Source organism: Micromonospora sp. DSM 43699, from assembly GCF_055517075.1.
Genome location: NZ_JBTMMT010000002.1, coordinates 12,665 through 36,135, shown reverse-complemented (window position 1 = coordinate 36,135; position 23,471 = coordinate 12,665). Strand labels below are relative to the sequence as shown.

The 23,471-nt window shown below is 73.8% G+C and carries 23 protein-coding genes; 16 read left to right on the top strand and 7 right to left on the bottom strand.

Translation table 11 applies throughout. The features are described from left to right. The first annotated feature begins 92 nt into the window (after positions 1-92). A complete protein-coding gene (locus AC0AIB_RS01565) occupies positions 93-893 on the top strand; it encodes a hypothetical protein (RefSeq protein ID WP_328341671.1) in 801 nt (266 codons plus the stop codon). A gap of 55 nt (positions 894-948) precedes the next feature. Then, positions 949-1,284, top strand: coding sequence for a DUF952 domain-containing protein (locus AC0AIB_RS01560; protein WP_328341669.1), 336 nt, complete (start codon positions 949-951; stop codon positions 1,282-1,284). A gap of 21 nt (positions 1,285-1,305) precedes the next feature. Here the strand turns inward: AC0AIB_RS01560 and AC0AIB_RS01555 are convergent, their stop codons facing one another. Continuing rightward, positions 1,306-1,929: an NAD(P)-dependent oxidoreductase gene (locus AC0AIB_RS01555; RefSeq protein WP_465095853.1), complete on the bottom strand. Its 624-nt coding sequence runs from the start codon at positions 1,927-1,929 to the stop codon at positions 1,306-1,308. Between the two features lie 102 nt (positions 1,930-2,031). Between AC0AIB_RS01555 and AC0AIB_RS01550 the strand changes: the two genes are divergently transcribed. Together AC0AIB_RS01550 and AC0AIB_RS01545 are read left to right on the top strand one after the other, a co-directional pair. Beyond that, on the top strand, positions 2,032-2,490 hold the full coding sequence (locus tag AC0AIB_RS01550; RefSeq protein ID WP_328341665.1) for a winged helix-turn-helix transcriptional regulator: 459 nt from the start codon (positions 2,032-2,034) through the stop codon (positions 2,488-2,490). A 494-nt stretch (positions 2,491-2,984) separates the two neighbouring features. Continuing rightward, positions 2,985-3,968 carry an L-threonylcarbamoyladenylate synthase gene (locus tag AC0AIB_RS01545; protein WP_465095914.1) on the top strand — a complete coding sequence of 328 codons (984 nt, stop codon included), beginning with the start codon at positions 2,985-2,987 and terminating at the stop codon, positions 3,966-3,968. A 99-nt stretch (positions 3,969-4,067) separates the two neighbouring features. On the opposite strand, the gene AC0AIB_RS01540 is transcribed toward AC0AIB_RS01545, so the two are convergent. Continuing rightward, positions 4,068-8,483: an HAD-IC family P-type ATPase gene (locus AC0AIB_RS01540; RefSeq protein ID WP_465095852.1), complete on the bottom strand. Its 4,416-nt coding sequence runs from the start codon at positions 8,481-8,483 to the stop codon at positions 4,068-4,070. Positions 8,484-8,685: 202 nt separating this feature from the next. On the opposite strand from AC0AIB_RS01540, the gene AC0AIB_RS01535 reads away from it, so the two are divergent. The 5 genes from AC0AIB_RS01535 (at position 8,686) to AC0AIB_RS01515 (ending at position 12,122) form a co-directional block, all read left to right on the top strand. Then, on the top strand, positions 8,686-8,946 hold the full coding sequence (locus AC0AIB_RS01535; protein WP_328341661.1) for a hypothetical protein: 261 nt from the start codon (positions 8,686-8,688) through the stop codon (positions 8,944-8,946). Positions 8,947-9,035: 89 nt separating this feature from the next. Beyond that, positions 9,036-10,406 (top strand): MFS transporter, encoded by a 1,371-nt coding sequence (locus AC0AIB_RS01530; RefSeq protein WP_328341659.1) that lies wholly within the window; start codon positions 9,036-9,038, stop codon positions 10,404-10,406. Positions 10,407-10,501: 95 nt separating this feature from the next. Further along, on the top strand, positions 10,502-11,287 hold the full coding sequence (locus AC0AIB_RS01525) for an SDR family oxidoreductase (RefSeq protein WP_328341658.1): 786 nt from the start codon (positions 10,502-10,504) through the stop codon (positions 11,285-11,287). A gap of 37 nt (positions 11,288-11,324) precedes the next feature. Further along, entirely contained in the window at positions 11,325-11,519 is a 195-nt protein-coding gene (locus tag AC0AIB_RS01520) for a hypothetical protein (RefSeq protein WP_328341657.1), read from the top strand. A 54-nt stretch (positions 11,520-11,573) separates the two neighbouring features. Next, positions 11,574-12,122 (top strand): YbaK/EbsC family protein, encoded by a 549-nt coding sequence (locus AC0AIB_RS01515; protein WP_328341656.1) that lies wholly within the window; start codon positions 11,574-11,576, stop codon positions 12,120-12,122. 65 nt (positions 12,123-12,187) lie between these two features. Here AC0AIB_RS01515 and AC0AIB_RS01510 read toward each other — a convergent pair whose 3' ends face one another. The 4 genes from AC0AIB_RS01510 to proS form a co-directional block, all read right to left on the bottom strand. Then, on the bottom strand, positions 12,188-12,820 hold the full coding sequence (locus AC0AIB_RS01510; RefSeq protein ID WP_328341655.1) for a DsbA family oxidoreductase: 633 nt from the start codon (positions 12,818-12,820) through the stop codon (positions 12,188-12,190). 20 nt (positions 12,821-12,840) lie between these two features. After that, complete coding sequence (locus tag AC0AIB_RS01505; protein ID WP_219465416.1) at positions 12,841-13,266, bottom strand: SufE family protein; 426 nt, start codon at positions 13,264-13,266, stop codon at positions 12,841-12,843. 138 nt (positions 13,267-13,404) lie between these two features. Beyond that, positions 13,405-13,824 carry a CBS domain-containing protein gene (locus tag AC0AIB_RS01500; protein WP_465095851.1) on the bottom strand — a complete coding sequence of 140 codons (420 nt, stop codon included), beginning with the start codon at positions 13,822-13,824 and terminating at the stop codon, positions 13,405-13,407. A gap of 63 nt (positions 13,825-13,887) precedes the next feature. Further along, positions 13,888-15,711, bottom strand: coding sequence for a proline--tRNA ligase (gene proS, locus AC0AIB_RS01495; RefSeq protein WP_465095850.1), 1,824 nt, complete (start codon positions 15,709-15,711; stop codon positions 13,888-13,890). Between the two features lie 168 nt (positions 15,712-15,879). Here proS and AC0AIB_RS01490 point away from each other — a divergent pair, with 168 nt between their 5' ends. The 5 genes from AC0AIB_RS01490 to AC0AIB_RS01470 all read left to right on the top strand — a co-directional run bounded on the left by AC0AIB_RS01490 (position 15,880) and on the right by AC0AIB_RS01470 (position 20,723). Then, positions 15,880-16,209 carry a hypothetical protein gene (locus AC0AIB_RS01490; RefSeq protein WP_465095849.1) on the top strand — a complete coding sequence of 110 codons (330 nt, stop codon included), beginning with the start codon at positions 15,880-15,882 and terminating at the stop codon, positions 16,207-16,209. A 254-nt stretch (positions 16,210-16,463) separates the two neighbouring features. Next, positions 16,464-17,234 carry an SGNH/GDSL hydrolase family protein gene (locus tag AC0AIB_RS01485; RefSeq protein ID WP_328341644.1) on the top strand — a complete coding sequence of 257 codons (771 nt, stop codon included), beginning with the start codon at positions 16,464-16,466 and terminating at the stop codon, positions 17,232-17,234. Positions 17,235-17,236: 2 nt separating this feature from the next. Next, positions 17,237-17,791 (top strand): imidazolonepropionase-like domain-containing protein, encoded by a 555-nt coding sequence (locus AC0AIB_RS01480; protein WP_328341643.1) that lies wholly within the window; start codon positions 17,237-17,239, stop codon positions 17,789-17,791. Between the two features lie 177 nt (positions 17,792-17,968). Next, positions 17,969-18,871, top strand: coding sequence for a sulfurtransferase (locus AC0AIB_RS01475; protein ID WP_328341641.1), 903 nt, complete (start codon positions 17,969-17,971; stop codon positions 18,869-18,871). Positions 18,872-19,091: 220 nt separating this feature from the next. Continuing rightward, positions 19,092-20,723: a hypothetical protein gene (locus tag AC0AIB_RS01470; RefSeq protein WP_465095848.1), complete on the top strand. Its 1,632-nt coding sequence runs from the start codon at positions 19,092-19,094 to the stop codon at positions 20,721-20,723. Here the strand turns inward: AC0AIB_RS01470 and AC0AIB_RS01465 are convergent. Then, the gene (locus tag AC0AIB_RS01465; protein WP_328341637.1) at positions 20,695-21,105 is read right to left on the bottom strand and encodes a DUF7144 family membrane protein; all 411 of its coding nucleotides are present in this window, start codon (positions 21,103-21,105) and stop codon (positions 20,695-20,697) included. The genes AC0AIB_RS01470 and AC0AIB_RS01465 overlap by 29 nt on opposite strands. A gap of 160 nt (positions 21,106-21,265) precedes the next feature. Between AC0AIB_RS01465 and AC0AIB_RS01460 the strand changes: the two genes are divergently transcribed. Both AC0AIB_RS01460 and AC0AIB_RS01455 read left to right on the top strand, forming a co-directional pair. After that, positions 21,266-21,871 carry a TetR/AcrR family transcriptional regulator gene (locus AC0AIB_RS01460; protein ID WP_465095847.1) on the top strand — a complete coding sequence of 202 codons (606 nt, stop codon included), beginning with the start codon at positions 21,266-21,268 and terminating at the stop codon, positions 21,869-21,871. Positions 21,872-22,104: 233 nt separating this feature from the next. Then, a complete protein-coding gene (locus AC0AIB_RS01455) occupies positions 22,105-23,442 on the top strand; it encodes an acetyl-CoA carboxylase biotin carboxylase subunit (RefSeq protein WP_328341633.1) in 1,338 nt (445 codons plus the stop codon). Positions 23,443-23,471 lie beyond the last annotated feature (29 nt).

Sequence of the window (23,471 nt, the reverse complement as noted above, 5' to 3'; positions counted from 1 at the left end):
CAGGCAGGGCAATCGGCAGGCAGGGCAGAAGCAGTTCGGACTCTAGTGAAACGTGTCGTGCTTCCGGCACCAGTCAACCGCCAGGGGGAAGGGTGTTCGTCAGCGTCGCAAGTGAGTCGGGACGCCCGGACGGTCGGAACGAGGACTGGGCGGCAGCCACCGCCACGACGGCCGTGGTCCTCGACGGCCTTTCCGAGGCATCGGAGACGGGTTGCGTTCACGGCACGCCCTGGTACGTGCACCAGCTCGGAAGCAAACTACTGGGGCTCGCTGGTAGCCCTGGCCGAAATCTGGCGGAAGCCCTGGCGGAGGCGGTAGACGCGGTGGCGGCCATGCATCGTGATTCCTGCGACCTCGCCCATCCTGGCTCTCCCTGTTCGACAGTCGCCATGGTGCGGCAGTCCGGAGATTCGTTGGAATATCTTGTCCTCTCGGATTCCGTCGTAGCAATTGACCGGATGCACGACGAGCCGGTGGTGGTACAGGACAAGTCGGTGGAAGCCTTCGCGTCGGGCAATGCGCGGGCGGCCCGTGCCGGCAGGGACAAAAGCGATAAGGGTCCACTCTTCGCGCTGATAAGTGAGCAGCAGAAAGTCAGAAACCGGGCCAGTGGCTACTGGGTGGCGCAGGCGGACCCGACAGCCGCTGAACACGCGCTGACCGGCGCTGTGGACGAGGTGCGTGGTGCCGCTCTGCTGTCGGATGGCGCCGCCCTTCTGGTCACCGACTTCAACGCGATGGATTGGCCCGCGCTGCTGGCGTTCGCCTACGACCACGGGCCCGCCGCCCTGATCGCGGCCACCCGGGAGTTCGAGGACCGTGATCCGGGCGGTGTGATCTGGCCGAGGTACAAGCACCGGGACGATGCCACCGCGGTCGTCTGCCGCCTCTAGCGCGGGATTCGCGCGCATGCTGGACCGGTTGCCTGCCGATCTGCCACGCTGAGCCGTGCTGATCTACAAGATCCTGCTGCCGGCCGAGTGGTCGCAGTTCGACGCCACCGGCCGTTTCGACGGTTCACCGCTGGACCACAGCAGCGGTTTCGTCCACTGTTCCTCGCGCGCACAGGTGGCTGCGACCGCGGTGCGGTTCTTCGCGCCGGAGCCGGCCCTTGTGGTCGTCGCGCTCGACACCCGGCGTCTCGGCGCGGCCCTGCGTTGGGAGGACACCCCCGACGGGCAGTCCTTCCCACACGTCTACTCGGCGCTGCCGCTTGACGCGGTGGTCGCGGTCCATCCGGTGGCCGGGGCGTCGTCGGTGGACCGCGCGCTACCACAGGATTAACCCGAACCGACGACCACCGACTCACCGCTGCCGGACGATCGCCGCCGCGCGGCGGTGGCGGGGCGTCTCGATCTCGTCGAGCAGGGCGATGGCGAAGTCCGGGTAGCTGATCCGGCTGCCCGGGTCACCGTGCTCGGCGAGCACGTAGTGGCCGGTGCGGGGGCCGTCGTGGTCGAAGTCACCGGCGGGTGCGAGGTAGGCCCAGTCCAGCTCGGCGGCCCGGAGCTCGGCGAGGCCGGCGGCGTGGCCGAGGTAGAAGGGGCGGTACTCGTTCGGATAACCGGGCTCGTCCATCAGGGCGGCACCGGACGCCCCGGGCATGATCGCGGCGAGGCCGACCACCACCAGCCGGCGTACGCCCGCCTTGGTGAGGCCGTTGGTCAGGGCGCGGGACGAGGCGGTGAAGAAGTCGTGCGGTGGTAGGGACAGGTCCACCGAGGCACTGATCGCGACGTCCTGCCCGGCGGCTGACCGCTCGACGCTCAGCGGGTCGGTCACGTCGCCGGCCGTCACCCGTACGTCGACCAGGTCGCGGTGGCGTGCGGGGTCGCGTACCACGGCGGTGACCTGGTGGCCGCGGCGTTGTGCCTCGGCGACGGCCTGCCGCCCGGCCCGGCCGCCTGCGCCGAAGACCACTATCTGCATGAGGAACCACCCTCCATCGGGGCCGGATTCCGTGCGTCCGACCGAGGTGCCGACGCTATCGAGGGACGTGGTTACCACCGGGATACCGGCTATCGTGAGGCGATGAGGCAGCCCCTGCCGGCCGACATGTTCGACGAGCTGTGCCCGTCGTCGCTCAACCCGATCCGGTTCGGCGACAAGTGGGCGGCGCTGGTCATCCGTTGCCTGGAGCACGGGCCCCGCCGCTTCTCCGAGCTGCGCGTTCCGCTGCACCGGGTCACCGCCAAGGTGCTCACCCGATCGCTGCGTTCCCTCGAACGCGACGGGCTGGTCAGGCGTACCGTCCACCCGCCGCACGTCGAGTACGAGTTGACCCCGCTGGGCCGCAGCCTGCTCGGACCGATCGCGGTGGCCTGTGCCTGGACCGAACGGCACTGGGACGACCTGCTCGACGCCCGCGAGTCGTACGACACCGCCGACCGGGCCGGCGAGGCGTCCGCCCCGGCCCGCCGGGCACACTCGACGTCCAGACCGTCTGCCGGCCGGACACCGCACCGCCGACCAGACGGGACAGCCGCCTGACGAGTTCCGGTGGGGCCGGCGACTGCGGGGGAGCATCGGCCAGGACACCACCGAAGTCCAACAGCAGGGCGAGCGGCGAGCGGAGCATGCCCGCAATCCTCCCCCACGTGACCTACCCTCCGGGAAGGACACCGGGGACCTGCCTGCCGGGAGCGCACAGGGACGACGCGGTTGGCGCGCGTCCTCTAGCCTCTCGGCCATGGGAGCAGTCAAGCCGTGGCACCTGGTCGTCCTGATGCTCTGCTGCCTCGTGCCCACGGTGGTTGCCGTCGGCGGGGGCGTCTGGGCGTTGCGTCGTTCCCGTCGGCGCTGACCCGGATGACGGCCGACGGTGTCCCGGGGGTGGAGTTCCGCGGCGGTGTCTGCTGGGCGGAGGCCGGGCCGCCCCGCACGTCGTTCGGCCCCACCGCCGGGTAGCCGCCGGCCACCCGCACCGGACCGGGCGGGGACGGCAGGCTAGCGTCGGGGACGTGACCATCGGATCTCCCCGCGTCCTGCCCGCCGAGCGCGGCATCGCCGAGGCCGCCGCCGTGCTACGGGCCGGCGGGCTGGTGGCCTTCCCCACCGAGACGGTCTACGGGCTCGGCGCGAACGCGTTGGATGCCCGGGCCGCGGCGCGGATCTTCGAGGCCAAGGCCCGGCCGAGCTTCGATCCGCTGATCACCCACCTGGCCGACGCCGCCGACCTGCCGGCTCTCGTCGGTACGCTGCCCCCGCCGGTCGCGGCGCTGGCCGAGCGCTTCTGGCCGGGGCCGCTCACCCTGATCGTGGACCGGCCGGCCGTGATCCCGCCCATCGTCACCTCCGGCCTGGACACCATGGCTGTCCGGGTGCCCGACGAGGCGTCCGCCCGCGCGTTGATCAGGTCCGCCGGGGTGCCGGTGGCCGCACCGAGCGCCAACCGGTTCGGGCAGCTCAGCCCGACCCGGGCCGAGCATGTCGTACGCGGGCTCGGCGCGGCGGTCGACGTGGTGCTCGACGGCGGCCCCACCCGGTGCGGGATCGAGTCGACAATCGTGGACGCGCGGGGACCGCAGGCGGTGGTGCTGCGCCTCGGGGCGCTGCCCGTGGAGGAGCTCATCGCGGCGATCGGCCCGGTGACCGTCCGACCGGGCAGCTCCGGGCAGCCGGTGGCTCCCGGTACGTTGGCCGCGCACTACGCACCGCGTACCCCGTTGCGGGTGGTGGGGGGTGTGGTGCCGGAACCGGTCGGCGGTGTCCGGCGGGGGTTCCTGGCCTTCCGGGAGCGGCCGGCCGCCGGCTACGCGGCGGTCGAGGTGCTCTCGCCCGCCGGTGACCTGACCGAGGCCGCCGCCCGGCTCTTCGACGCGCTGCACCGGCTGGACGCGGCCGGGGTAACCGAGATTCTTGCCGAACCGGCCCCCGACGAGGGGATCGGCCGGGCGATCAACGACCGGCTGGGCCGCGCCGCCGCCACCTGGTCCCCGCCACCACCTGCCCGGGCCGCCGGGCGATGAGCAGAAGCCGGGCAACAACACGGAAGTAGTGGCCATCCTGCCGCAGGATGCCACTACTTCGTTGTTGGAGCACGATCAGGCGGCAGGCGGCAGGCGGGGTCAGCGGGTGGGTGGGGACGGTAGGTGCTCCACCAGGCGGGTCAACGCGCCGTTGGCGAAGGTCGCGCCGAGCGCCGAACCGGCGGCGATCCCCCAGCCCACCGGGCCGAGCGGGGTGCAACCGAAGAACTGGCTCACCCCTGGCGTCTGCACCACGGCGGCGAGCACGCCGACCGACGCGGCGGTCGACGCGAGCACCGTCGGACTGGTGCCACCGGCGAGGACGGTCTGCCCCAGTTGGGTGCCGACCAGCGAGACCAGGGCCACCGTGCCGGCCCGTCGTTCCCGGCCGGTCCAGCGGGCCACCGTCCAGCCGGCGGTCGCACCCAGGGTGGTGGCGGCGGCGCGCAGCCCGATCTCCCGGGTCATGGTGCCGCCGAGTGAGGCGTCCGGCCCCTCGCGGAGCAGCCCGTCGGCGTGGTCGGAGTCGGGTGGCCGGATCGCGATGGCCAGCGCCGGCGCCAGGTCGGTGAGCAGGTTGACCAGGAGCAACTGTCGGCCGTTGAGTGCCGAGCGGCCGGTGAGGGCGGCGCTGAGCACGCTGAACGCGATCTCGCCGAGATTGCCGCCGACCAGGATGCTCAGCGCGTGGCGTACCGACGACCACATCGCCCGCCCCTCGACCAGGGTGGCGATGATGGTCTCCAACCGGTCGTCGGTGACCACCAGGTCGGCGGCGGCGCGGGCGGCCGGGGTGCCCCGTTGGCCGAGGGCGATGCCCACGTCGGCCAGCCGGATGGCGGGTGCGTCGTTGGCACCGTCACCTGTCATCGCCACGGTACGCCCGCACTTCTGCAACGCCTGGATGATCCGTACCTTGTGCGCCGGGGTGCACCGGGCCACCACGTCGGTACGGCCCAGCAGCTCGCCCAGCGCCGCGTCGTCCAACCGGTCCAGCTCGGTGGCGGTGACCACCCGCTGACCGTCGGTCTCCGGGCTGATCGCCGACGCGATAGCCTCGGCGGTGGCCGGATGGTCCCCGGTGATCATGATGGTGTGCACGCCGGCCTGTCGGATCCGGCGCACGGCCGGGGCGGCGCTGTCCCGTACCCCGTCGGCGAGGGCGAGGAAACCGACGAAGACCAGCCCCCGCACCTCGTCGTCGGTGACCGCCTCGGCACCGGCCCGGCACTCCGCCACGGCGAGGATCCGATGGCCCGCCCCGGCCCGCTCGGCGAGCACGGTGTGCAGCCGGCCCCGACGTTCGTCGTCAAGCGGCTCTTCCCGGCCGCCCGGCAGCCGCCACGCACCGCACCGGGGCAGCACCGTCTCCGGGGCGCCCTTCACGCTGAGCAGCATCCCGTCGGTGGTCCGGCCGACGGTCGCGTGGTAACCCCGGGACGGCTCGAACGGCAGCCCGCCCACCGCCGTCCAACCGCCCGCGTCGGTCTGCTCGGTCACGTCCGCCTGCCGTGCGCCATGACGGACCGCCCGGTCGGTGTGCTGCGGCAACTCCTCCGGATCGGCCGCGTACGGGGTGGCCCGCAGCCCGGCGGCGAGGACCCGGCGCAACCCGTCGTCGAGGCCGTGCAGATCGGCGAACCGGCCGTCGTCGCCGACCCCGGCGAGCAGCAGCTTGCCCTCGGTGAGGGTGCCGGTCTTGTCGAAGCAGAGCACGTCCACCCGGCCCAGCGCCTCGATGGTGCGCGGGTTGCGGACCAACGCCCCGTGCTCGGCCAGCCGCCGCGCGGCGGCCAGCTGCGCCGCGCTGACCAGGAACGGCAGCCCCTCCGGCACCGACGCCACGGCCAGGTTCGCGGCGGTCGCCGCCGTCTGCCCCAGTGGTACGCCCCGCAACAGCCCCGCCCCGGCCACCGCGATCGCCGACGCGGCGGCCAGTGGGATCGCCGCGCGGGTGAGCTTGCCGAGCCGGGCCTCCACCCCGCTTTCCGGTGGGGCCTGGCTGGCCAGCGCGAGGCTCCGGCCGGACTCGGTCCCGGCACCGGTCGCCACCACCACCGCGGTGCCGTGGCCGGCGGCGATGGTGGTGCCCTCGTACAGCATCGAGACGCGGTCGGCCAGGGCGGCGGCGACGACCGGGTCGGCTCCCTTGCTGACCGGCAACGACTCACCGGTCAGCGACGACTCGTCGGCCTCCAGCCCGTCGGCGGTGAGCACCCGGCAGTCGGCCGGCACCGCGTCCCCCGGGCCGACGGTCACCACGTCCCCGGGGACCAGGTCCTCGGCGGCGGTCACCCGTGCGGTCCCGTCCCGCAGCACCCGGGCGGTGACCGCCGACCGGGACAGCAACTCGGCCAGTGCCCGGTCGGTGTTGCGCTGGTGCACCGCCCCGACCAGCGCCGAACCGCCGATCACGCCTCCGACCAGGGCCGCGTCGACAAGTGAGCCGAACGCCGCGGAGAGGACCGCGCCGGCGGCCAGCACCGGCGTGAGCGGGTTGGCCAACTCGTCGACGAAGGCCCGGAACAGGCTGACCGGGCCGGTCGACGCGTCCGGGCCGGCGCGGTGCCGGTGCTGCGCCTCGGCGTCGGTCAGGCCGTCCGGCGTGGTGTCGAGCTGACGCAGCACGGCCGACACCGGCATCAGGTGCCAGGCGGTGGTGGCCGGCACCGGGGCTTGCACCGGGTCGGGCAGCCGGCGGGCCCGCCACACCCCGTTGGCGAAGGCCAGTGCCGCCGCGCCGTTGACGGCGGCGAGGCTGCGGCCAGGCAGTTGCGGTGCGGCGGCGGTGAACGCGCCCAACGCGCCGAGGCCGGTGCCGGCCATGGCGAGGCGGATGTTCTGCCTGGTCATCCGCCGGGCCACCCCGGCCGCCTCGATCAACAGTGCGGGGATCCGCAGGTCGGTGCCGACGAGCAGGTGGGCGCCCCACGGGGGCAGGTCCTCGGGGGCGGCCACGCCGAGCCCGCAGTCGGACCCGGCCAGCGCCGCCCGGTCGCCGGAGACCAGCATCACCACCGCGCCGTCGCGTTGCAGGGTGCGGACGGACTCGGCGAGCCGGTCCCCGCCGGGCAGCACCGCGTCGGCGAAGCCGTACCGCTGCGGGTCGGCACCGGCCACCACCAGGCGCAGGCCGGCGTGCCGGGCGGCGGTGGGCAGCGCGTCCACGCCGGGTGCCGGTTCGGGCGCGACCCGGACGACGGCGGTGAGGGCGTCACCGTGGACGAGACCGAGCAGCGGTCCGCCCGCCGCGCGCAGCCGCCGGCTGTCCGGGGTGTCCCCCGGGTCGGCGGCGTCGAGGTCAGCCAGCGGGCCGAGCCGCCAGCCGTCCGTCTCGTGGACGTCGTCCGGGTGGTCGGGGTCGAAGAGGGCGAACGCCCGGCCGACCACCTCCCCGGTGTCCGCGTCGGCCACCGGCGCCAGGTCGGCGAGGACGCCCCGGGCCGAGCCGAGCACGGCCGCGTCCAGCACCACCGTGTCGATCCGGTCGAGTTCCCGCAGCACACTGCGGTCCATGGCGATCACGCCACGCCGGGCGAGGATCCGGCCGAGCTGGGCGGCGTACCCCTCGCGGCCGCTGCCGGGGGCCTTGGGCAGCGCGGCGAGTCCGAGCGCGGCGGCCCGCTTCGGGCCGGCGACGGGCAGCGCGGCGGCCCCGGCGGTGACCCCGGTGGCGAGCATGGTCGAGATGTACCGCTCGACCGGGCCGTCGGGTCGGGGGCAGGGCCGCCCGGCCCCGGTCAGGCGGGCTACAGCGCGCTCCGGGTCACCGGTCAACTTCGGCTCGGCCCGGGTCCAGGTGGCGAGCTGGGCCCGGGCCTCACCCCACTGCACGATCCGCTGCGCGCCGTCCAGGACGATGCCGGCCCAGCCGCCGGTCAGCCCCTGTACGACCGCCTCGGCGAGCGGGAACAGCACCTCGGCGCGCGGGTCGGCGCGCAACCCCCGGCCGGCGAGGTGGTGCAGCTTCGGGTGCAGGTCGACGGCGGTGAGCAGGCCGGCCACCTCCCCCGGGACCGGGGTGAACGGCAGGATCCGGGTGGCGGCGGAGATGGTCAGGCCGAGCGCGTCGGAGGCGAGCGCGCCGAGGGTCCTGGGGGTACGCGGCCCGTCCTCCGGCGGGTGCGGGGGCGGGATCTCCGGGTCCGGCTCGTGCGGGCAGACCCGTTCGACCCGGCCCACCGTCTCGATCAGGGCCGCCAGCTTCGGCTTCGGTTCCTCGACGGCCACCACCACCCGGCCGGAGGGGGCGTTCACCCGCGCCCAGGCCACCCCGGGCATCCGTTCCAGCGCCGCCTCGACCTGGCGGGCCAGCCGGTCACCGCCGTCCTGGCAGACGCCGTGCACCTCGATGTGGTGCCGGCCGTCGCGGGACCAGACCCGGCGGCGGGTCAGCCCGGCCACCCGGGCCAGCCGCCCGGCGGCCGATCCGACGGTACGGGACGCCCCGCTGACCACTGGCGGCACCGGCACCGACGGGAGGAGCCGACCGGCGACCCGGCCCAGCGCGGTCATCGAGTGGTACGGCCGACTCGTCGGTCCCGCCCACTGCCGCCGTACGCCATCTCGCCTCCCGCGTTCGTCAGGCGGCCTGGCTTCCCGGCAGGGCGTCCGTTATGCCCCCGGACCGGGGGAAGTTTCCGCCGGTGGCGGGGCATGGACGGCGGTGCCTGTGGAATCCGGCTGACGACCCGACGTAGTCGGCAGGGAGGCCGGAATGAGCACGATCACGCGTCACCTCAGCGGCGGCCACGAGATGGTCCGGGCGTACACGAGGCGGGTGGAGGTGCCGATGCTGGGGGAGGTGGCGGTGCCACCGCCGGACAAACTCGCCTACTACGCCGGGCTGGGGGTGCTCGCCGCCCTCCAGGTCATCGAGTGGCCGCTCGCCCTGGTGATCACCGCCGGTCACCTGCTCGCCGACCAGCACCTGTCGGGGCTGGCCAAGGGGGTCGGGGAGGCGCTGGAGTCGGCGTGACGAGACCGGGCTCACCCTTGACCTGAACCGGGGTGCAGGTCGCAGGCTGGGCACATGCCTGACGTACCGTCCCGGGCCGGGGCTGGCCGGTGACCGCGACCCTCACCCCGTCGGCCCGCCTCTATGGTCCGCAACTGCGGGCGATGACGGTGGGCAGCGTCGCCCTGGTGTCGCTGCTGGCCTTCGAGGCGCTGGCGGTGGGCACCGCGATGCCCACGGTGGCCCGCGCGCTTGACGGGTTGGGGCTGTACGCGCTCGCCTTCGGCGGTTCGTTCGCCGCTGCGGTGCTGGCCATGGTGCTCTCCGGCATCTGGTGTGACGCCCGGGGGCCACGCGGCCCGATGTGGTGCGGGGTGGGGCTGTTCGTCGTCGGACTGTTCGTCGCCGGGAGTGCCACCGCGATGGGCACGCTGGTGGTCGGGCGGGCGGTGCAGGGCCTCGGGTCCGGGTTGCTCTCTGTCGCGTTGTACGTGGTGGTCGGGCAGGCGTATCCAGAGGAGCTGCGGCGTCGGGTCTTCGCGGCGTTCGCGGCGGCGTGGGTCGTACCGTCGCTTGTCGGGCCGGCGGTGGCCGGGCTGATCGTCGAGTACCTGGGCTGGCGGTGGGTCTTCCTCGCGGTGCCGGTGGTGGCGCTGCCGGCGGTGCTGCTTGTCGAGTCGGGCCTGCGCACGCTCGACCGCCCGACGCCGGCCGGGCCACCGGCGGGCGCGGCGGCCCGGATCGGCTGGGCGGCCGGGGCGGGGGTGAGCGCCGCACTGCTGCACCACGGGGGGCAGCAGCGCGGCGCGCTCGCCGTGATCCTGGTCTCGGTTGCCCTCGCCGGCTTGGTGGTCAGCGCGCCCCGGCTGCTGCCGGCGGGGTTCCTGCGGGCCGCCCGGGGCCTGCCGACGGTGGTGGGTCTGCGCGGGCTGGCGGCGGCGGCGTTCGCGGGCGCGGAGGTGGTCATCCCGCTGATGCTGTCCCGGGAGCGGGGCTTCACGCCGACCGCCGCCGGTCTGGTGCTGACCGTCGGGGCGCTGTCCTGGTCGGTGGGGTCCTGGCTCCAGGGCCGACTGTCGCCGCCGCGTTCCACGGCGACCCTGCCCCGGTGGGGCCTGGCCTGCGTGGCGGTGGGCACCGCCACGCTCACCCTCGCCGTGTGGCCACCGGTGCCGGTGGCGGTCGGGGTGGCCGGTTGGGCGATCGCCGGGCTGGGGATGGGCTTGGCGTACCCGTCGCTGTCGGTGTTGACCCTGGCCCTGTCGGCCCCCGACGAGCAGGGACGCAACAGTTCGTCGCTGCAGCTTGCCGATTCGTTGTTCACCGCCACCGTGCTGGCGCTGACCGGCTCGGTGCTCGCCACCGGGACGGCACCCGACAAGGCAGGGTACGCGGGGATGCTCGCCGTGGCGGTGGGCTGCGCGCTGCTCGGCGCGGTGCTCGCCGGCCGGGTGGTGCCGGCCCGGGGACAGCCCGCCTGATCCGGCGAATCCCGCCTGGCCGATTGCGAGGATGGTCGGGCCGGCGTCACGTTCCGGGTGGCCGGTTCGTCGGACGGTCGGTGGAGGGAGCCGGGATGCGGGTGCTGGTTACGGGGGCGGGCGGGACGCTGGGGCGGGCGGTGCTGCCCCGGCTGCGTACCGACGATTTCACGGTACGGGCGATGAGCCGGCGGCCCCGGCACGATCCGGCGGCGGACTGGGCGGTCGCCGACCTGGGCACCGGCCGCGGGTTGGCCGAGGCGGTCGCCGGAGTGGACGCGGTGCTGCACCTGGCGTCCCTGCCCGGTGGCGGTGCCCGGACGCACCGGGTGGACGTGCTGGGCACCCGCCGGCTGGCGTTGGCCGCCGCGCACGCCGGGGTGGGCCACCTGCTGTACGTCTCGATCGTCGGCGTGGACCGGGTGCCGATCCCGTACTACCGGCACAAGCTGGCGGCGGAGCGGGTGGTGGCTGCGGGTCCGGTGCCGTGGACGGTGCTGCGGGCCACCCAGTTCCCTGACTTCCTGGACCGGCTGTTGCGGACGGCGAGCCGGCTCGGCCCGGTGCCGGGTGACCCGGCGGTGCTGGCCCAGCCGGTCGACCCGCACGAGGTGGCCGCCCGGCTCGCGGACCGGCTCACCACCGGCCCGCTGACCGGGATCGAGGAGTACGGCGGTCCGCAGGTGCTCCGCTTCGACGAGGCGGTACGGGCCTGGCGGGCTGCCCGGCACTCCCGCCGCCCGCTGCTGCCGGTGCGCCTGCCGGGGCGGCTGGGGCGGGAACTGCGGGCGGGTGGGCTGACCACGACAGCAGTACCGACCGGACGACGGACCTGGGCCGACCACCTGGCCGACACGTACGGGGGACCCGGACGAAGATGAGCCGAACTCTGATTCGCCCGCTGCCTACCGTGACGGCATGCTGCTCTTCGTCGTCACCGTGCTGCTCTACGTCTTCGGTCTGGTCTTCCTCTACGGGGTGATCCGCCTCGCCGTGCGGCACGGCATGGAGGATCTGGAGGCCCGTCGGCCACAGGCGCTGCGGGTGGCCCGCTCGGCGACTGTCGACGACCAGGCGTTCCTGCGGGAGAACTCCTTCCTCGGGGGCAACTGACCCGTCGGGGTCGGCGGGCGACCTGCGGCGTGGGGTGCGAGGATCGCTGCCGTGATGGGAACGTTGCAGACTGAGCCCGCCCGGACCCGACCCGACCTGCTGGCCCCGCCGGTGGCCGCCGCGCTGGCGCAGTGGCCGGCGGAGGCGCCCGTCGACGTCGACGACGTCCTGGTCGCGCCGATCGACGCCACGCTGGCCGACACGGCGGCCTTCTGTGCCGCGTACGAGGTGGGGCTGGACGTGTCGGCGAACTGCGTGGTGATCGCCGGCAAGCGGGAGGGCGAGATCCGGTACGCGGCCTGCGTGGTGCTCGCCACCACCCGCGCCGACGTCAACGGGGTGGTCCGCCGGGCGCTTGACGTCCGCAAGGCGAGCTTCGCCCCGATGGCCGAGGCGGTCGAGTCGACCGGGATGGAGTACGGCGGGATCACCCCGATCGGGCTGCCGGAGTCCTGGCCGATCCTGGTCGACGCCCGGGTGATCGCCACCCCGCACGTGATCATCGGCTCCGGCGTACGGCACAGCAAGATCGCCCTTCCGGGGCCGGCGCTCGGCGCGCTGCCCGGTGCGCGGGTGGTGGAGGGCCTGGCCCGACCCGCCTAACTAATCATGTTCATCGATGTTGTTGCACGTGAAACATCGCGACCGGGTTTCGGCCCGGGTCGGAGTCAGCCGGCCGATTCGCGCTGGGCGACCTCGGTCAGGGCGGCGAGCAACGTCTCCGGCTCCTGCGCCCCGGTGACGCCGTACCTGCCGGCGAGCACGAAGGTCGGCACGCTGGTCACCCCGAGCTGGTGGGCGGTGGTCAGATCCGCGGCCACCTCGCGCCGGCCCGCGTTCGAGGCCAGGTGCTCGCGCGCCTCGGTCTCGTCCAGCCCGACCGAGGCGGCCAGCGTGACCAGCGCCTCCGGCGAGCCGACGTCGACCCCGTCGGTGAAGTGCGCCCGGTAGAGCGCCTCGACCAGCTCGCCCGCCAGCCCGCGCTCGTCGGCGAAGCGGACCAACCGGTGCGCGTCGAAGGTGTTGGCGCTCACCGCCCGGTCGAAGTTCAGGGTCAGCCCCACCTCGGCGGCCACCTCGGTCACCTGGCCGGCCATCGACTGGGCCCGCTCCCGGCCGCCGAACTTCGCGGCCAGCGCGTCCAGCAGCGGCTGCGGCGCGGTCACCGGCGTCGGGTCGAGCTGGAACGGCCGGTACCGGACGGTCACCTCGCCGTCGTACGACGCCAGGGCCTGTTCGAAGCGGCGCTTGCCGATGTAGCACCAGGGGCAGACCACGTCGGCGTAGATCTCGATCTCCATGATCGGAGACAACCCCCAGCTCAGCCAGCTTGTTCCCGCACCTGCCGCTTGAGTCGGGCCAGGATCGCGGTGCCGCCGCGCACCCGCAACGGGCTGATCACCTGGGCCAGGCCCATCCGCTGGTAGAGGTCGTCCGGCACGTCCAGCACCTGCGTGGCGCTCGCCCCGGCCAGCCCTTCGGCGAGGATGCCGGCGAAGGCCCGGGTGGTGGGCGCCTCCGGCGGGCAGTCGAACAGGGTGGTCACCGTGCGGTCCGGGTTGACCTCGGCACGCAGGAAGAACGCCGTCTGGCACTCGGGGACCTGCTCCAGGTCGTCGCGGTCCACCCCGGCCGGCAGCGGCGGGATCACGTCGGCGTACTCCAGCAGCATCTCCAGCACCACGTCGCGGGGGGCGTCGGCGAACTCCCCGACGATCTCGGCCAGCCTCGTCGGCATCTCGGACATCCCGCCAGGCTACCGCCGCACCCGGCGCGGGTCTGCCACCAGACTGCCGTACCGCCCGGGTGCGGGCCGGAAGGAGCCGGGACGAGGGAGTGTCGGGCGGGCGACCACACCGGTCGTGGGTCGCCCGCCCCGGGCGGGTCAGTTGTTCGGTGCGCCCTCGCTGATGTCGGCGAGCGCCGAGCTGGGGTCGAGCTGCATCGCCAGGTCGCCCAGGGAGACGATGCCGACGAGCTTGCGTTCGTTGTCGCAGACCAGGATGCGTCGGATGTTGCGCTCGCGCATCAACGCCACCGCCTCGCCGGCCGCGGCGTGCTGCTCGATCATCACCACCTCCCGGGTGGTGATCGAGCCGATCGAGGTGCTGGCCGGGTCGCTGCACTCGGCGACCGCCCGCACCACGATGTCCCGGTCGGTCAGCAGGCCCGCCAGCGTGGAGCCGTCGGTGACCACCACGTCCCCGATGTCGGCCTCCTTCATCACCCTGGCCGCTTCGTCCAGGGTGGTCTCCGCCGACAGATAGACCACCTGTTTCGTCATCACGTCACTGACCCGGTACATGAGAGCCCTCCGCACAACAAACACCCTTGGACGATCCAACTTTGATACCCTGTGGCGCGTCCGCTACACCCCGTTGCCGCGAACCCGACGCAGGAGCTGGTCGACCAGGCCGTCCCAGGCGACCTCCTCGTGCACGCCGGTGGCCCGCTCACGCAGCTCGACGTACCCCTCGGGAAGTCGGCGGCCGACCACGACGGTGCGGGGGATGCCGATCAGCTCGGCGTCGGTGAACTTCACCCCGACGGAGACGTTGGCCCGGTCGTCGACGAGCACCCGCAGGCCGGCGGCCGACAGCCGACCGCCGAGGTCGAGCGCCGCGTCGAGCTGCGGCCCCTTCCCGGCCACCACCAGGTGTACGTCGCACGGCGCGACCGCCGCCGGCCAGACCAGCCCCCGCTCGTCGTGGTGCTGTTCGGCGATCGCGGCGACCGCCCGGGACACCCCGATGCCGTAACAGCCCATGGTGGGCCGGACCGGTCTGCCCGCCGCGCCCAGCACGTCGAGGGCGAACGCGTCGGTGAACCGGCGGCCGAGCTGGAAGATGTGCCCGATCTCGATGCCCCGCCGCATGGTCAGCTCGCCGCCACCGCCGGCTCCGGTGGTCCCGGTGGTGCCGGTGGTGCCGGTGGTGCCGGTGGTGCCGGTGGTGCCGCAGGCGGGGCAGGGGTCACCCGGGCGCACCTCGGCGGCCTCGATGGTGCCGTCGGGCGCGAAGTCCCGTCCGCAGACCACGTCGGTGGCGTGCCGCCCCGGCTCGTTGGCCCCGGTCAGCCAGGCGGTGCCGGTGACCACCCGGGGGTCGACCAGGTAGCGGAGGCCGAGCCCGGCCAGCACCTGCGGCCCGAGGTAGCCCCGGACCAGCCCGGGGTGGGCGGCCCAGTCGTCGAAGACCGTCACGGCGGCCGGGTGCAGCGCTGCCGCGACCCGCTTGAGGTCCACCTCCCGGTCGCCGGGCAGCCCGATCACCAGCACCTCGGCCGCCTCCGCGCCGGGCCGGCGTACGGTCAGCACCACGTTCTTCAGGGTGTCGGCGGCGGTCCAGTCGTGCCGCCCGGCGAGTTTCCGGTCGTTGGCGAGCGCCACCAGGGCGGCGATGGTCGGGGTCTGCGGGGTGTCGTGCACCTCGGCGGGTTGGTGCGAATCCGGGTCACCGGCGGGCGGGGCGGGGGTCGTCACCGCCTCGGTGTTCGCCGCGTAGTCGCAGGCCGTGCAGCCGACATAGGTGTCCTCACCGACCGGGGTGGTGGCCAGGAACTCCTCCGAGGCCGACCCGCCCATCGCCCCGGAGACCGCCTGCACCACCGTGTGGTCCAGCCCCAACCGGTCGAAGACCCGCCGGTACGCGGCCCGGTGCCGGGCGTACGACTCGCGCAGGCCCTCGTCGTCCAGGTCGAACGAGTAGGCGTCCTTCATCAGGAACTCCCGTCCGCGCAGCAGGCCGGCCCGGGGGCGGGCCTCGTCGCGGAACTTCGTCTGGATCTGGAAGATCGTCAGCGGGAAGTCCCGGTAGGACGAAACCAGATCCTTGACCAGCAGCGTCGCCATCTCCTCGTGCGTCGGGGCGAGCAGGTGCTCGGCGCCCCGCCTGTCGGCGAGGGTGAAGATGTCGTCGCCGTACTCCGCCCACCGGCCGCTGGTCCGGTACGGCTCCGCCGGCAGCAGCGCCGGGAAGTGCACCTCCTGGTCGCCGATCGCGGCCAACTCCGACCGGACGATCTCGGTGACCCGGTCCAGCACCAGTTTGCCCAGCGGCAGCCAGGCGTACCCGCCCGGGGCGACGCGACGGATGTAACCGGCACGCAGCAGGAGCCGGTGGCTCGGCACCTCCGCATCCGCCGGATCCTCGCGCAGGGTCCGCAGCAGGCTGGTCGACGTACGAAGCAACATCCGCGCAGCCTAGAACCCCGCCCCCCGCCCAGCGACCCGTTTCACACCACACCGCCCACCGCCCGCCCCTGGACGCCTCGCCGCGTTGATCAAGAAGTTTGCGTCGGATTTCGAGCTCGTGGGCGCCCAAACCTCTTGATCACCAACGACGAGAGCGGGAGCCGGGGGGTGCCGGTCACCGGCATCGAGCTGTGGGTGCCCGAGCTGCGCAAACTCCCACCCGGGCAGCAGGCCGTCGTCTGGCACTCCGAAGCCGGCTACCTCGGCCTGGAGACCTACGACGTGTTGACGCAGCACGTCGTCTCGCACCACTTCAGGTTCGACGACAGCCGGCGGGCGGAGCTGTTCCGTACCCCGCACCGCTACATCTGGCCCGCCGAGCTGGACCTGATGGCGCAGCTCGCCGGGTTCGCCCTGGAGAGCCGGCACGCGGACTGGATCGGCGGCGAGTTCACCGCCGAATCCCGCTCCCACGTCTCCGTCTACCGGCTGCCGTAGCCGGACCGCCTGCCGGGGCCGGGCGGCGGGGCCGGTAGGCCGGGGGCCGGGCGGGGGCGGCCGGGGCCGGGCGGCGGCACCCGTGGCGGTGTCCGGAGGCAGGAGACACCGCCACGTCGCGGCAAAGTGAATAGATCAAGGGCGCGGGGTGGCGGCCGATGACCTCCGCCACGTTCGGGTGGTGGGTGCCGGCACCCGGGGGCGGACCGGTGACAGACTGGGCGCCGCAGGCAACGAGGGCATCAGGGGGCGGCGTGCGCTGGCGGAGCTTCGTGGCGGTCGGGGACAGCTTCACCGAGGGCATGGACGACGCGTACCCGGACGGCACCTACCGGGGCTGGGCGGACCTGGTGGCGACCCGGCTGGCCGCCGAGGCCGGGCCGGACTTCGGCTACGCGAACCTGGCCATCCGGGGTCGGCTCTTCCCGAGTGTCGTCGCCGAGCAGGTGCCCGCCGCGCTCGCCATGAAGCCTGACCTGATCAGCTTCGCGGCCGGCGGCAACGACGTGCTGCGGCGTACCTTCGATCCGGACGCGCTGGCCACCCGTTTCGACGCCGTGGTGGCCCGGTTGCGGTCCGGCGGTGCCGACGTGATCCTCTTCCGGTTCGCCGACGTGATGACCCGGCTGCCCGGCCAGCGACTCGTCGCGCCCCGGATCGAGCTGGTCAACCGGGCCGTCGGGGAGACCGCCGCGCGGCACGGCGCGATCCTGGTCGACCTCTACGCCGACGACACGTTCCGGCTCAATCCGATGCTCTGGAGCACCGACCGGCTGCACCTGTCCGCCGCCGGTCACCGGCGGGTCGCCGCCCAGGTGCTGACCGCGCTCGGAGTGGGCTGCGACGAGGAGTGGTTGATGGTGCCGGAGCACCCGGCCGCCACCCCGTGGCTCGCCGCCCGCGCCGCCGACCTGCGCTGGGCCGGCCGGCACCTGGCCCCGTGGATCACCCGCCGGCTCACCGGCCGGTCCTCCGGCGACACGGTCACCGCGAAGCGGCCGGTCCTCGGCCCGCTGGCCGACTGACCGTGCGCACCCTCCACACCGCCCCCCTGCTGCGCCTCACCCACGACAACGAGCCGCCGCCGGTCCGGCTGGTGCCGGGTGACGACGATGCGTCGTCGGACCAGCCGGCTCCACTCTCCGCCGAGCCGCCGCCGGACCAGCCGGTCTCGGGCGACGGGGGGCCGCGGTCGGGCTGGGCGGTGCTTGTCGACGGTGACCGGATCGAGGCGGTCGGCCCGATCGGGGAGCTGACGCAGGCGTACCCGATGGTGCGGGTGCGGCGGTGGCCCGGCACCCTCGGGCCGGCGCTGGTGCACGACGGGCCGCTGCCGCCGGCCCCCAGCCCGCGCGAACGGGTGCACGCGCTGCTGCGGTCGGGCGTCGGCGCGGTGCTCGCCGCACACCTCACCGACCCGGCGGTACGGGCGGCGGTGGCCCGCAACGACGTCGCGGTCCTCGACGCGGCGCGGCCTCCCGTTCTCGCTGTCGGCGGCCGGGCCGACCTGGCCGTCTTCGCCGACGACGGCCGCTGCCTCGCCACCGTCGTCGCTGGCCGCCTGGTCCACCGCCGGGCCTGATCAGGTTGGTCGGTGGAGCGCGACGCGATCCTGACCGGCTCCTCGGGGATCGTCTGCCCGGCCCGCTCGACGGGTGCGTCGGCTGGTGGGGCACGGTCGCGTCCGGGCGGGTCGGCCGACGCCGGTCCGGTGCCGTTGGGCGGTCGGCGCCCCGGATTCCGGCGTAACTTGGGGCTCATGTCTGTGCCGAGTGATCCGCATCCCCGCCTCCAGTCGTACGCCGACCCGCAGCGGCTGGTCACCACCGAGTGGTTGGCCGAGCACCTCGGCGACGAGGGTCTCGTCGTGGTCGAATCCGACGAGGACGTGCTGCTCTATGACACCGGTCACCTCCCGGGGGCCGTCAAGGTCGACTGGCACACCGAGCTGAACGACCAGGTCACCCGGGACTACCTGGACGCGGAGAGCTTCGCCGAGCTGTGCGCGGCCAAGGGCATCGGCCGGGGCGACACGGTCGTCTTCTACGGCGACAACTTCAACTGGTGGGCCGCGTACGCGCTGTGGGTGTTCACCCTGTTCGGGCATCCCGACGTCCGGCTGCTCGACGGTGGCCGGCAGAAGTGGGTCGCCGAGGGGCGCGAGCTGACCCGGGACAAGGTGGCCCGGCCGCGTGCCGACTATCCGGTGCCGCAGCGCGACGACGCGCCGGTCCGGGCGTACCGGGAGCAGGTGATGGCGCACGTGGCGGCGGGTCGGCCGCTGGTCGACGTCCGTTCGCCGGGCGAGTACACCGGCGAGATGCTGCACATGCCGGACTACCCGCAGGAGGGCGCGCTGCGCGGCGGGCACATCCCGGGTGCGGTGAGCAAGCCGTGGAAGTCCGCCGCCAACGACGACGGCACCTTCAAGTCGGCCGACGAGCTGCGGGCGATCTACACCGACCAGCTCGGGCTGAGCCCGGCCGACGACGTGGTGGCGTACTGCCGGATCGGCGAGCGGTCCAGCCACACCTGGTTCGTGCTGCACCACCTGCTGGGCTTCCCGCAGGTGCGCAACTACGACGGCTCGTGGACCGAGTGGGGCAACCTGGTCCGGGCTCCCGTGGTCAGGGGCGACCAGCCCGGCGGCCTGGCCGGCTGATCACCACCCGCCGGGCCGCGCCTGGCATCGGTCACGCTCGGGCGGATGTTGCGGTATCCCGGCCCCGGGATACCGCAACATCCGCCAATTGGCGTCACGCCGGGGCGGCACACCGCTCGGCAGGTCGGATCGACGGTGGATCGGCGGGAATCCCGACATGCGGTCGTCGGGCAGGGGAACCTGCTAGTGGAGCCCCAGTCAACCGGTGAGGAGAGAGGGCGTGCGCAGACCGCAACCCCGCCTGTTGGCGCTGTGCGCCCTGGCCGCCGTACCACCGGCGATCGAGGCGGTGCTGCTGGTCCATATCGGGTTCATCGCGGCCGAAGGGCTGTCCTCCCAGGTCACCGCCGTCTGGCCGTACGACACCTACCACGACCTGCGCTGGCTGTACGTCTATCACGACTCGTGGCCAGACTTCCTGGTCGGGCTGCTGGTGGTGATCGGGTTCCGTGGGGTGCTCACCACCGGGCTGGTCGCGCTCGCCTGGCCCGCCGAGGTGGACCGCCCCGGCCTGCGCTGGCTGCTCGGGCGCAACCTCGGGCTGTCCGCGGTGGTCACCGTGCTGGTCTCGCCGTGGGCGCTGATCTCGGTGGCGGCCTCGGTGGTCGCGCTCTCCTGGGTGCTGCTCGCCTCGCTGCTGCCGATGTTCCTGCTCGCCCCGCTCCTGCAACGGGCCGCCGTGGTCGGGCCCTGGTGGCGCGGGTTGCCGTCGATCGCCCTGGTCGGCTGGTCGCTGCTGAACTTCGTGGTGATCACCGTGGCCGGCGCGTTCTGCTGGAGCGTCCCCGGCTGGTGGACGGTGCCGGTGGCGGCGCTCGCCGGGGTGGCCAACGGGTTGCTCTGGGAACGCACCGTGCACGTCGCCGTGCTGGCTCCCCGGGTGCGCTGGGCGCGGGTGCCGGCCACCCCGATCGCGGTCCTGCTGGCCCTCGCCGTGCCGCTGGCGATCCCCCCGCTGGTGCAGGTCGTCCCGGCCGGGGTGACGATCGAGCAGGTGGTGCTCGGGCAGCGGCTGCCGGCCGACGTCGCGCACGCGGTGATCGTCCTCGCCGGCCACGGCTCCGCCTACGACGGCACCCCGCCCGTCGACCCGAACGTGGAACGTTTCTCCTACCGGGGGCTGGCCGGGGACGGTCGGCCGCTGCCCTACCAGCGGGGGGACACCGTCCGGTCACTGGAGAGCGGGGCCGCCCTGCTGGAGACCCAGGTGGACCGGCTGCACCGCCGTACCGGTCGGCCGGTCGCCCTGATCGGGGAGAGCGAGGGGGCGATGCTGGCCCGCACCTATCTCGCGCAGCGACCGCACGCGGCGGTGGACACCCTGGTCATGTTCAGCCCGTTGATCAATGCGGGGCGGGCCTACTACCCGCCGCCCGGGACGCCCCACGGCTGGGGGCTGGTCACCGGCTGGCAACTGCGCGCCCTGTTCGGGGTGGTCGACGTGTTCGGCGGGACCGGCACCGGCCCGGACGAACCGTTCATCCGGTCGCTGCTGGACAACGCGCCCTTCTACCGCAACCAGCTGATGTGCCCGGTGCCGGGTGTCCGGATGGTGGCCTTCCTGCCGACCACCACGGCCACCGAAGCCCCACCCGGCGACTACACCGGCATTCCGGTCTTCCAGACGCCCGGGGTGCACGGCGGGCTGCTGGGCCGGTCGCTGGTCCAGGACCGTCTGATCCATTTCCTGGCCGGGGTGCCGGAAAGCCGGAAACGTCGGGAGTATCCGTTGCTCCAGCAGCTGAGTGCGGCCTGGCAGGCGCCTCCGCTGGCGATCGGGATCAATCCGGCCTGGCACGACAGACGCCAACCGGACCCGTCCTTCACCGGGAGGGTCTGCCAGCCGGTCTGACCCGCGTGTCGCGCTGGTGCCGGACGACCAGCCGCACGGCGGCCAGGGTCAGCCCCACCACGATCAACGCCTCGATCGGGTGGTACGGCGCGAACAGCAGGTGGACGACGACGACCGCCACCCCGACCACCAGGGCGGCCCTGACCCACCGGCGTCGACTGAGCGCGCTGACCAGGCCGGTCAGCACCAGCAGCACCCCGCTCGCCACGTGCAGCCAGGCCCAACCGGTGAGGTCGTAGAAGACCAGCCCGTCGGCGTGCAGCGAGGCGTACACGTCGCCGCTGCCGACGTCGCCGATCCCGGCCAGCAGGTCGAAGATCCCGGCACCGACCAGCAGACCCCCGGCGAGCAGCAACGACCGGTCCGGTAGCCGTACCGTCATCGCGCCCTCCCTCCGGCATGTTGCCCCTCCCAGGCTAGGGGCGGCGGGCCGCGCCGTCCGGCGATCAACCCCGTGCGCGTCGACCGGGTCACCGTCCGCCTGGTGAACCGGCGGGTAACCGAGGGCACCCGGTGTCCGGACCGAGGTCTACGCTTGCCAGGTGACTGTGGGGCAGCAGGCTAGGGGCAGCGCAGGCCGGCGCCGGTCGAGGCGCGACGAGATCCTGGAGATCGCGGTCGGGCTCTTCGCCGCCCGGGGCTACCACGGGGTCTCCATGGACGACATCGGTGCGGCGGCCGGGGTGACCGGCCCGGCCCTCTACCACCACTTCGCCGGCAAGGAGGCGATGCTGGCCGCCGCGCTGATCCCGGTCAGCGAGGGGCTGCTCGACGGCGGCCGGGACCGGGCCGCCGGCCGTCCCGGCGACCCGCGCGGCGCGCTGGAGTCGCTTATCGACTTCCACGTCGACTTCGCGCTGGCGAACCCGGCCGTGATCGCCCTGCACCTGCACGAGCTGGACCGCCTCCCGGACGAGCCGCGTCGCCGCATCCGCAAGCTCCAGCGGATGTACGTCGAGGAGTGGGTGACCGTGCTGACCGCCCTGCACCCGGGGCTGCCCGACGGCGAGGCGCGGGTGCTGGCACACGCCGCGTTCGGCCTGATGAACTCCACCCCGTTCCTCGGCGGTGAGGTCGACCGGCGGCGTCGCGCGGCACTGCTGCGGGCCGCCGCGCTGGCCGCCCTGCTGGCCGAGACCGACTCCTGACCCCACCCGCCCGACGTCTCCCCGGGTGACGCGCGCCCGAGGCACCCGGGCGGCCCGCTGACCCGCGCGCCCGCCGTCCCCGATGCCCGGCGACACCGCCCGCCCCGACGCGCCGGGCGGTCGGGTGACACTCCCGCCCGACTCGATGCCGACGACCCGGCCGTGGTTCCCTAGCATCCGTCCCCACCCTGGACGCTGAACATCCGTCCCCACCCCTGGACGCTGGAGGAAACATGATCGAGTCGCTGTTGGTCGCCAACCGGGGCGAGATCGCCCGCCGGATCATCCGTACCGCGAAGCGGCTCGGTGTCCGTGCGATCGCGGTGCACTCGGAGGCCGACGTCGACCTGCCGTTCGTGGTCGAGGCCGACGAGGCGGTGTGCGTGGGACCGGCGAACCCGGCCCAGAGCTACCGCGACGTCGAGGCGATCCTCGCCGCCGCCGAGGCCACCGGTGCGCAGGCCGTCCACCCCGGTTACGGCTTCCTGTCGGAGAACGCCGACTTCGCCCGTACCGTGCAGGCCCGTGGGTTGATCTGGGTCGGGCCCGGCGCGGACGCGATCACCGCGATGGGCGACAAGATCAACGCGCGGAACCTGATGGCGGCGGCCGGGGTGCCGGTCGCGCCCGGCACCACCGAGCCGGCCGCCGACCTGGCCGCGGCGGTCGCCGCCGCTGCGGAGATCGGCTACCCGGTGATGGTCAAGGCCGCCGCCGGTGGCGGCGGGATGGGCATGGCGGTGGCCGCCGACGAGGCCGCGCTGCGCACCGAGTACGACAGGGTCCGCGCGTTCGCCGAGCGGATGTTCGGCGATCCGTCGGTGCTGATCGAGCGCTACTTCCCCCGGGTACGCCACGTCGAGGTGCAGATCCTCGGCCTGGCCGACGGTCGGGTGGTGGCGCTCGGCGAGCGGGAGTGCTCGGTGCAGCGGCGCAACCAGAAGCTGGTCGAGGAGTCCCCCTCCCCGGCGGTCTCCCCGGAGCTGCGGGCCCGCTTCCTGGCCGCCGCCGTGCGGGCCGGCGAGGCGGTCGGCTACCGCAACGCGGGCACCGTCGAATGCCTGCTCGACCCCGCCACGCAGGAGTTCTTCTTCCTGGAGATGAACACCCGGCTCCAGGTGGAGCACCCGGTGACCGAGCTGGTCTACGGCGTCGACCTGGTCGAGGAGCAGCTACGGGTGGCCGCCGGCCTGCCGCCGACCTTCGACCCGGCGGCGCTGACCCCGCGCGGGCACGCGATCGAGCTGCGGATCAACGCGGAGGACCCGAAGCGGTTCCTGCCCGGCCCCGGGGTGATCAGCACCTGGGTGGAGCCGACCGGCGAAGGGGTACGTGTCGACTCCGGGTATGTCGCCGGCAACACCGTCACCCCGTTCTACGACAGCCTGCTGGCCAAGCTCGTGGTGACCGGCGTGGACCGGGCCGAGGCGTTGGCCCGGGCGCGGACGGCGGTGGCCGCCTTCGCCCTGGTCGGCCCGAAGAACAACCTGCCCTTCTTCGCCGAGCTGCTGACGAACGAGGAGTTCGTCTCGGGCGACTACGACACCGGCATCGTCGGTCGGATGCGCTGACCCGGACGGGCCTGACCGCGCTGGTCTGA